Genomic DNA, 8,880 nt, shown 5'->3' with positions numbered 1-8,880 from the left:
GCCGACCCGACCCGCAGCGGCGACATCGTCGCACTCGACGAAGGGGAGTTCGGCAAGGTCCTCGCGTCGGTCGACGTGGTGTTCCCGGTGCTGCACGGCGCCTACGGGGAGGACGGCACGATCCAGGGGCTGCTCGAGCTCGCGGGCATCCCGTACGTCGGTCCGGGTGTGCTCGCCAGTGCCGCGGGCATGGACAAGGAATTCACCAAGAAGCTGCTGGCCGCCGAGGGGCTGCCGGTCGGATTCCAGATCGTGCTGCGCCCGGGAGTCGATTCGCTCACCGAGGAGCAGAAGGAACAGCTGGGTCTGCCCGTGTTCGTCAAGCCCGCCCGCGGCGGCTCGTCCATCGGCATCAGCCGGGTCGCCGACTGGGAGTCGTTCGACGCGGCACTCGAGAAGGCGCGCCTGCACGATCCGAAGGTCATCGTCGAATCCGCGATCGTCGGGCGCGAGGTCGAGTGCGGCGTGCTCGAATTCCCGGACGGCGACGTGCGGGCCAGCGTGGTCGCCGAGATCCGCATGCCGGACAGCTCCGGCAACCACGAGGCGTTCTACGACTTCGACACCAAGTACCTCGACGACGTGTGCGAGTTCGACGTGCCCGCAAAGCTCGACGACGACGTCAGCGAGGAACTGCGGGCGCTCGCGATCCGCGCGTTCCGGGCACTCGATTGCCAGGGGCTGTCGCGCGTCGACTTCTTCGTGACCGACAACGGACCGGTGATCAACGAGATCAATACGATGCCCGGCTTCACGTCGATCTCGATGTACCCGCGGATGTGGGAGGCGGCGGGCATCGGTTACAGCGAGCTCGTCTCGATCCTCGTGCAGACCGCTCTCGCCCGGGGCACCGGGCTGCGCTGAGCGGCTGTTCCGGCGCGGCGACTACTCTGTCAACCATGACTGCCGTGACTCCCGACACCGCCGCATCGGACGCTGCTGCAAAGGGCACCGGGGACATTCGCGAGGCCGTGCACGCCGCGGCGCGTCGTGCCCGGGTCGCGTCCCGTCGTCTCGCCCTGCTGACCACCGTCGAAAAGGACGCCGCGCTGCACGCCGCGGCGGACGCGGTTCTCGCCGCGGCCGATGCGGTTCTCGCCGCGAACACCGCGGACGTCGACGCTGCACGCGAAGCCGGGACCGAGGAATCGATCCTGGACCGCCTGCGGCTGACCCAGGCCCGGATCGAGGGCATCGCGTCCGGGCTGCGTCAGGTCGCCGGTCTGCCGGACCCGGTCGGTGAAGTGGTGCGCGGCTCGACGCTGCCGAACGGCCTCGAGATCCGGCAGCTGCGGGTGCCCCTCGGTGTCGTCGGCATGGTGTACGAGGCCCGGCCCAACGTCACCGTCGACGCCTTCGGTCTCGCCCTCAAGTCCGGCAACGCCGCGCTGCTGCGTGGTTCGTCGTCGGCGAAGCGGTCCAACGCGGCACTGGTCGAGGCGCTGCGCGGCGCGCTCGAAGCGCAGGGGCTTCCCGCGGACGCGGTGCAGCTGCTGCCGAGCGAGGACCGCTCCTCGGTCACCCACCTGATCCAGGCCCGCGGCCTGGTCGACGTCGTCGTCCCGCGCGGTGGCGCGGGCCTGATCTCCGCGGTCGTGCGCGACGCGACGGTGCCGACCATCGAGACCGGGGTCGGCAACTGCCACGTGTACGTGCACTCGGCCGCGGACCTCGAGATGGCCGAGAAGATCGTCGTCAACGCCAAGACGCGCCGGCCGAGCGTGTGCAACACCGTCGAGACCATCCTGGTGGACAAGGCGATCGCCGACACCGCGGTGCCGCAGCTGATGCAGGTGATGCAGGCCCACAGCGTCGTCGTGCACGGCGACCTGCCCGGCATGGTCCCGGCGACGGACGCGGACTGGTCCGAGGAGTACCTGACACTCGACGTGGCGATGGCCGTCGTCGACGATCTGGATGCCGCGGTCGAGCACATCGACCGCTACGGCACCGGCCACACCGAGGCGATCGTCACCTCGGATCTGGCTGCGGCCCGGGAGTTCACCGCGCGGGTCGATGCCGCAGCGGTTATGGTCAACGCTTCGACCGCATTCACCGACGGCGAGCAGTTCGGGTTCGGTGCCGAGATCGGCATCTCCACCCAGAAGCTGCACGCCCGCGGCCCGATGGGGTTGCCGGAGCTGACCTCCACCAAGTGGGTGGTGTGGGGCGACGGCCACACCCGCCCGGCCTGATCGAAAGGATCCAGCGTGGATCGTGCGCTGCCGACCACTCCGCCGATCTTCGCCGACGTCGACGATGTGATCACACGTCTCGCGGAGACGGGTTACCTCGCCGACAAGGCAACCGCCACCGCCGTGTTCCTTGCGGACCGGCTGGGCAAGCCGCTGCTCATCGAGGGGCCGGCCGGTGTCGGGAAGACCGAACTCGCGCGTGCCGTCGCGCAGACCTCCGGCGCCGAACTGGTGCGCCTGCAGTGCTACGAGGGCGTCGACGAGTCCCGCGCGTTGTACGAGTGGAATCACGCCAAGCAGATCCTGCGGATCCAGGCGGCGGGTGCGAACGCCGCGAGCGGAACCGGCGAGTCGTGGGATTCGACGAAGCAGGACGTGTTCTCCGAGGAGTTCCTGCTCTCGCGGCCGCTGCTGACGGCGATCCGCCGGGAGGATCCGACGGTGCTGCTCGTCGACGAGGTCGACAAGGCGGACGTGGAGATCGAGGGCCTGCTGCTCGAGGTGCTCAGCGATTTCGCCGTCACCGTCCCCGAACTCGGGACGATCCGCGCCGTGCGCAAGCCGTTCGCGGTGCTCACCTCGAACGCGGCGCGGGAGCTGTCCGAGGCGCTCAAGCGCCGCTGCCTGTTCCTGCACCTGGACTTCCCGGACGCGGAACTCGAGCGCCGGATCCTGGCGAGCCGGGTCCCGGAGCTGCCCGAGGCCGTCGCCGAACAGCTCGTGCGCACCGTGCGGGTGCTGCGCGGCATGCAGCTCAAGAAGCTGCCGTCGGTCGCCGAGACGATCGACTGGGGCCGCACGCTGCTGGCGCTCGGACTCGACACCCTCGACGACGCGGCGGTTCGCACCACGCTCGGGGTCGTGCTCAAACACCAGTCCGATCAGCAGCGTGCTGCTGCCGAGCTGCGGCTGAACTGAGATGGCCGGCGCACGCCCGCCCGGGCAGAACCGAGGGCCCGCCGCTCCGCACGGGTTGCCGGGCCACCTCGTCGGCTTCGTCGAGGCGCTGCGCCGGCGCGGCATCGCGGTCGGGCCGTCGGAGACCGTCGACGCCGGTCAGGTGATGACGGTGCTGGACCTGCTCGACCGTGAGGCGCTGCGGGAGGGGCTCGCGTGCACGCTGCTGCGCCGGCCCACCCACCGCGCCACCTTCGACGCGCTGTTCGACCTGTGGTTCCCCGCCGCGGTCGGGAACCGCGAAGCAGGGGGAATCGACCCGTCGCTGCCGCGCACACCGGATGGGGACATCGACTTCGAGGCGCTGCGCGACCTGATCGCCGAGCTGCTGTCCGACGATTCGCCCGAAGCGCTGGAGCTGACCGAGCTGCTCACCGCCCAGCTCGTCGAGGAACTCGGCCAGTACCAGTCCGGGAACGGTCCCTCGTTCTCCGCGTATCAGGCGCTGCGGGACGTCAAACCGGAAACGCTCGTCACTCGCATCCTCGAGGGGCTGCTGGGCAACGGGTCGTCGGAGGAGCACGAACCGGCCGGCGACTACGAGACCGAGGTCGCGCGCCGCAGCGTCACCCCGCTGGCCCGGTTGCTGGCGAGCCGGCTCGCAGCACGCCGGCGCCGGGCCCGCGCCGGGGCCATCGACCTGCGCCGCACCCTGCGCAAGTCGATGTCGACCGGCGGTGTGCCGATCGACCTGGTCAACCGCAAGCCGCGCCCGGCCCGCCCGGAACTGGTGGTGCTCTGCGACGTCTCCGGGTCCGTCGCCGGGTTCTCACACTTCACGTTGCTGCTGGTGCACGCGCTGCGCGAGCAGTTCACCCGGGTGCGGGTGTTCGCGTTCATCGACACCACCGACGAGGTCACCGACTACTTCTCCGCGGGTTCCGACCTGGGGACGTCGATGGCGCGGATGCTGCGCGAGGCCGATCTCATCGCGTACGACGGGCACTCGGACTACGGCAACGCGATCGGGGTGTTCGCCGAGCAGTATGCGCACAGCCTCACCAGCCGCAGTTCGCTGCTGATCCTCGGCGACGGGCGTACCAACTACCGCAATCCGAACCGTGAGGCGCTCGAGCATCTGGTGACGGTCGCGCGGCACGCGCACTGGCTCAACCCCGAACCGCGGGGGCAGTGGGGTTCCGGCGACTCGGCGGCGAAGGTGTACAGCGAGGTCGTCACCATGCACGAGTGCCGGACCGCGCAGCAGCTCGCGGCGGTCGTGTCGACGCTCCTGCCGGTCTGACGCCCCTGCCGACCCTGCGAAGGCAGGGCCGCGCCGGTGAACCCGTAAGCTGGTCAACCGTGCAACAGCCATCCGACCTGCAACCCGCGCCGCCCCGGCGCGTGGGTGTCATGGGCGGCACGTTCGATCCCATCCACCACGGACACCTCGTGGCGGCCAGCGAAGTCGCCGACCGCTTCGGTCTCGACGAGGTCATCTTCGTGCCGACCGGGCAGCCGTGGCAGAAATCCGACCGCCACGTCAGCTCCGCCGAGGACCGCTACCTGATGACGGTCATCGCGACCGCGTCGAACCCCCGGTTCTCCGTCAGCCGTGTCGACATCGACCGCGGCAAGCCGACGTACACCGTCGACACCCTGCGGGACCTGCACGAACGGCTGCCCGATGCCGAGCTGTACTTCATCACCGGCGCGGACGCGCTCGCGTCGATCCTGTCCTGGCAGGAATGGCAGGTGCTGTTCGACCGTGCGCGCTTCGTCGGCGTCTCCCGGCCCGGCTACGACCTCAACGTCGAGCACCTCGCGCCGCACCTCGAAGGCCTGCCCGCCGACGCTGTGAGCCTCGTCGAGATCCCCGCCCTGGCGATATCGTCGACGGACTGCCGCACGCGGGTCAGCGCGAACCGCCCGGTGTGGTACCTCGTCCCGGACGGGGTGGTGCAGTACATCAGCAAACGCAATCTGTATCGTCCGCAGGATTCACGGCGGCCCGACGGGGCCGCCGCGGTGACCGACCCGCAGACGGTCCGCCGCGGGGCCGCACCGGAACCGCCCCGCACCGCAACCGAGAGAAAGAGCACGCAGTGAGCGCATCGGCAGAAGCCATCGAGATGGCACGTATCGCGGCCCTGGCGGCCGACGAGAAACTGGCATCCGACGTCGTGGTGCTCGACGTCTCCGAGCAGCTCGTGATCACCGACTGCTTCGTGATCGCCTCCGCGGCGAACGAGCGGCAGGTCAACGCGATCGTCGACAACGTCGAGGAGAAGCTGCGCGAGGCCGGCCACAAGCCGGTGCGCCGCGAGGGCACCCGCGAAGGGCGCTGGACGCTGCTCGACTACATCGATGTCGTCGTGCACATCCAGCACGACGAGGAACGCAACTTCTACGCCCTCGAGCGGCTGTGGAAGGACTGCCCGACCGTGCCGGTCGAGGGCATCGAACCGTCGACACGGAACCTCACCGCGCCCGCCCACGACGCGCTGCCGGAAACCCCGGACCACCTGTGACGGAGATCGTCCGCCGGCTGATCCTGCTGCGTCACGGACAGACCGAGTACAACGCGACCAGCCGCATGCAGGGCCAGCTCGACACCGAGCTGTCCGAGCTGGGCCGGCGCCAGGCGGTCGCCGCGGCACGGGAGATCGCGGCGTTCGAGCCGCTCGCGGTCGTCTCGTCCGACCTGCGGCGCGCCTACGACACCGCGGTCGTGCTCGGCGACAGCGCGGGTGTTCCCGTCGAGATCGACCCGCGCCTGCGGGAAACGCACCTCGGGAAGTGGCAGGGGCTCACGCACCACGACGTCGACTCGGTCGCGCCCGGTGCCCGGGCCGCGTGGCGCGCCGATGCGACATGGGCACCGCCGGAGGGGGAGAGCAGGGTCGACGTGGCGCGGCGTGCCGTCCCGGTCGTGCGGGAACTGCTCGACAAGTACGAACACTGGGGGGAACAGCCGATCGTCCTGGTCGCGCACGGCGGGCTGATCGCCGCGCTCACCGCCGCCCTCCTGGATCTGCCCGTGGATCGCTGGCCGATCCTCGGCGGTCTCGGCAACACCGGTTGGGTACGGCTCAGCGGCTACGGAGAGGAACCCGCATGGCGGCTCGATGTGTGGAACGCGACGGCGAACGTGGTGGCCGATGACGTCCTCTGACGCACCGGAGGTTCCGGACGCCACCGGCGGATCGACGCGACCGACCCTGCTGGTCATCGGCGACTCGCTCAGCTACTACGGCCCGAAGGGCGGCCTGCCCGCGGACGATCCGCGGATCTGGCCGAACCTCGCTGCGGCCGAACTCGGCTGGGATGTCGAGCTGATCGCCCGGATCGGCTGGACGACGCGCGACGCGTGGTGGGCGATGACGCAGGATCCCCGTGTATGGGCGTCGATCCCGCGCGCGGGTGCCGTCGTGCTCGCCGTCGGTGGCATGGACACGCTGCCGTCGCCCCTGCCGACCGCGCTGCGCGAACAGCTCCGCTACGTGCGGCCGGCGTCGCTGCGCCGCGTCGTGCGCAACGCGTACGGCTGGCTCCAGCCACGGCTGTCGCCGCTCGGCTGGCCGGTCGCGCTTCCGGCGCGGGTGAGCGTCGAATACCTCGAGACCATCCGCGACTCGCTCGCCTACATGCGTCCCGACCTGCCGGTGATCGCCACCCTGCCGTCGGTGCACCGCAGCGAGCAGTACGCGTCGGTCCACAAGGGCCGTCCCGCGGCGGCCCGCGCGATCACCGCGTGGGCGGCCGAAAAGTCCGTTCCCCTGGTCGATCTGGCGGCGGCGGTCCGCGAGAACATCCAATCGGACGACGCGAACCCGGACGGTATCCACTGGGGCTGGGACGGGCACCGCAAGGTCGCCGCCGCGATGGTCGAAGCGGTGCGGATGGTGCACCGAGATGCGGATTCGGTGGCAGACGGCATACGGTAGTCGACGTGTCTGTTGTGGTGGTGACCGATTCGTCGTGCTGTCTGGATCGGGAAGCGGTGGAGCGGTACGACATCCGTGTCGTGCCGCTGCACGTGATCTCCGAGGGTCGTGAGCTCCGCGAGGGCGTCGACGAACTGCCCGAGGACCTGTCGAAGGTGACCACCTCGGGGCCGGCGCCCGCCGAGCTCACCGATGTCTACGCTCGGGCGCTCGCCGACAGCGACGGTGACGGCGTGGTCGCCGTGCACATCTCGCGGCAGCTGTCCGGCACCTGGGAGGCCGCCAAGTACGCGGCCGACGCATTCGGGGGACGCGTGCGTCTCGTCGATTCTCGCAACACGGCAATGGGATTGGGCTTCTCGGCACTCGCCGCGGCGCGGCTCGCCGAGACCGGCGCGTCGCTCGACGAGGTGTTTGCGCGCGCCGTCGACGTCGCCGAGGCCGGCCGCGCGCTGCTCGTCGTCGACCGGCTCGACCATCTGCGGCGCGGCGGCCGGATCGGCACCGCGACCGCGTTGCTCGGTACGGCCCTGTCGATGAAGCCGGTCCTGCATCTCGTCGACGGCAAGCTCGTCCTGCGGGAGAAGACCCGGACCATGTCCAAGGCGCTCGCCAAGCTCGTCGAGGCCGTCGTCGACCAGTGCGCCGAGGTCGCGAAGATCGCCGAGCCGAAGGTCGCGGTGCACCACCGGGACGCCCCCGAGCGCGCGAAGTCCCTCCTCGACGAACTGACCGGGCGGCTGCCGGAGGGCACGGAACTGCGGATGACCGAACTCGACGCCGTGCTGGGCGCACACGTCGGTCCCGGGGCGATCGGGATCGTCGTCTCGCGGGACGGGCAGGACCCGGATCGGAACGTCCACGCGGAACCGTGATTTCGCCGCGCGCCGAATTCGGTCGGATCCGGGCGGTGGTGCGGTCGGTGCCCTAGCATCGGGTCCGTGACCGACTCGTCCGGCGGGGCAGCCCCGTTGCGTGTGCTCGTATACAGCCACGACGCGAACACCCGCGCGCAGGTCGTGCGTGCGCTGGGGACGCGCCCACACCCGGATCTCCCGGAACTCGAGTACGTCGAGGTGGCCACCGCGCCGGTCGTCATCCGGCGCGTGGAGGAGGGCGACATCGCCCTCGCCGTCCTCGACGGGGAAGCGACCCCGGTCGGCGGCATCGGCCTGGCGAAGCAACTGCGCGACGAGATCGATCCGTGCCCGCCCCTGCTGCTGTTGCTGGGCCGCCGAGACGACGCGTGGCTGGCCTCCTGGTCGAGGGCCGACGCGGCGGTTCTGCACCCGGTCGATCCGTTCCGGCTCGCCGAGGCGGCGCTGCCCCTCCTGCGCCGCGTGTGACCTGTCCGTGACGGGTTTGTGACAGCGACGACTCGCGTGGTCGCTTGTCACGGATCCGTTTCGATCCCACCGAATTTCGGCACCGTGAAAGCACCGTGAAAATCGGGACAAGGCTGGGGACAACCCTTGTAGGGTGAGTCGCACATATCACACCCAGGCCTAAGGAGTGATTCCGGTTACGCATCGAGCCGAGGCGATCGGTGAGACCGGTCGGTTTCGTGCCGAGCACACCGGGGTCACGAGAAGGGGGATCAGCGGACATGAACCTCTATGTGCCGATCCTCGTGCTCGGGGCGATCGCGGTCGTCTTCGCGCTGTTCTCCGTGGGGGTGGCCGGACTGGTCGGTCCCCGGCGATACAACCGGGCGAAACTCGAGGCCTACGAATGCGGGATCGACCCGACGCCGCCGCCCACGGGTGGCGGGCGGTTCCCGGTCAAGTACTACCTGACAGCGATGCTGTTCATCATCTTCGACATCGAGATCGTCTTCCTCT

11 protein-coding genes are annotated in these 8,880 nt (G+C 70.0%); all 11 read left to right on the top strand.

Features of this window, described 5'->3' with window-relative positions; translation table 11 throughout:
* Positions 1-864 (top strand): D-alanine--D-alanine ligase family protein (locus I0Q12_RS12450; protein WP_231610494.1); only part of this gene is annotated, 864 nt, incomplete at its 5' end.
* A gap of 35 nt (positions 865-899) precedes the next feature.
* The gene (locus I0Q12_RS12445; RefSeq protein ID WP_197252211.1) at positions 900-2,195 is read left to right on the top strand and encodes a glutamate-5-semialdehyde dehydrogenase; all 1,296 of its coding nucleotides are present in this window, start codon (positions 900-902) and stop codon (positions 2,193-2,195) included.
* 15 nt (positions 2,196-2,210) lie between these two features.
* The gene (locus I0Q12_RS12440) at positions 2,211-3,113 is read left to right on the top strand and encodes a MoxR family ATPase (RefSeq protein ID WP_197252210.1); all 903 of its coding nucleotides are present in this window, start codon (positions 2,211-2,213) and stop codon (positions 3,111-3,113) included.
* 1 nt (position 3,114) lies between these two features.
* Positions 3,115-4,395 (top strand): VWA domain-containing protein, encoded by a 1,281-nt coding sequence (locus I0Q12_RS12435; RefSeq protein WP_197252209.1) that lies wholly within the window; start codon positions 3,115-3,117, stop codon positions 4,393-4,395.
* A 110-nt stretch (positions 4,396-4,505) separates the two neighbouring features.
* Positions 4,506-5,201 carry a nicotinate-nucleotide adenylyltransferase gene (nadD, locus tag I0Q12_RS12430; RefSeq protein WP_197252220.1) on the top strand — a complete coding sequence of 232 codons (696 nt, stop codon included), beginning with the start codon at positions 4,506-4,508 and terminating at the stop codon, positions 5,199-5,201.
* On the top strand, positions 5,198-5,623 hold the full coding sequence (gene rsfS / locus I0Q12_RS12425) for a ribosome silencing factor (protein WP_197252208.1): 426 nt from the start codon (positions 5,198-5,200) through the stop codon (positions 5,621-5,623). The genes nadD and rsfS overlap by 4 nt, the downstream gene beginning before the upstream one ends.
* Positions 5,620-6,267 carry a histidine phosphatase family protein gene (locus I0Q12_RS12420; protein ID WP_197252207.1) on the top strand — a complete coding sequence of 216 codons (648 nt, stop codon included), beginning with the start codon at positions 5,620-5,622 and terminating at the stop codon, positions 6,265-6,267. Before rsfS ends, I0Q12_RS12420 begins: the two co-directional genes overlap by 4 nt.
* Positions 6,254-7,039 (top strand): diglucosylglycerate octanoyltransferase, encoded by a 786-nt coding sequence (gene octT / locus I0Q12_RS12415; protein WP_197252206.1) that lies wholly within the window; start codon positions 6,254-6,256, stop codon positions 7,037-7,039. Before I0Q12_RS12420 ends, octT begins: the two co-directional genes overlap by 14 nt.
* A 5-nt stretch (positions 7,040-7,044) precedes the next feature.
* Positions 7,045-7,914 (top strand): DegV family protein, encoded by an 870-nt coding sequence (locus I0Q12_RS12410; protein WP_197252205.1) that lies wholly within the window; start codon positions 7,045-7,047, stop codon positions 7,912-7,914.
* Positions 7,915-7,980: 66 nt separating this feature from the next.
* A complete protein-coding gene (locus I0Q12_RS12405; protein ID WP_197252204.1) occupies positions 7,981-8,385 on the top strand; it encodes a hypothetical protein in 405 nt (134 codons plus the stop codon).
* 260 nt (positions 8,386-8,645) lie between these two features.
* Positions 8,646-8,880: NADH-quinone oxidoreductase subunit A (gene ndhC, locus I0Q12_RS32695; protein WP_231610493.1), on the top strand; the 235-nt coding region annotated here is incomplete at its 3' end.

The sequence above is a fragment of the Rhodococcus sp. CX genome (assembly GCF_015865005.1).
In the GTDB taxonomy this organism is placed as follows: domain Bacteria; phylum Actinomycetota; class Actinomycetes; order Mycobacteriales; family Mycobacteriaceae; genus Rhodococcus.
This window is presented reverse-complemented; position numbering and strand designations above follow the sequence as displayed.

Coding starts and splice junctions, on each gene's coding strand:
- nadD (WP_197252220.1), top strand. CDS start 4,506: ATGGGCGGCACGTTCGATCCCATCCACCACGGACACCTCGTGGCGGCC.
- I0Q12_RS12435 (WP_197252209.1), top strand. CDS start 3,115: ATGGCCGGCGCACGCCCGCCCGGGCAGAACCGAGGGCCCGCCGCTCCG.
- I0Q12_RS12445 (WP_197252211.1), top strand. CDS start 900: ATGACTGCCGTGACTCCCGACACCGCCGCATCGGACGCTGCTGCAAAG.
- octT (WP_197252206.1), top strand. CDS start 6,254: ATGACGTCCTCTGACGCACCGGAGGTTCCGGACGCCACCGGCGGATCG.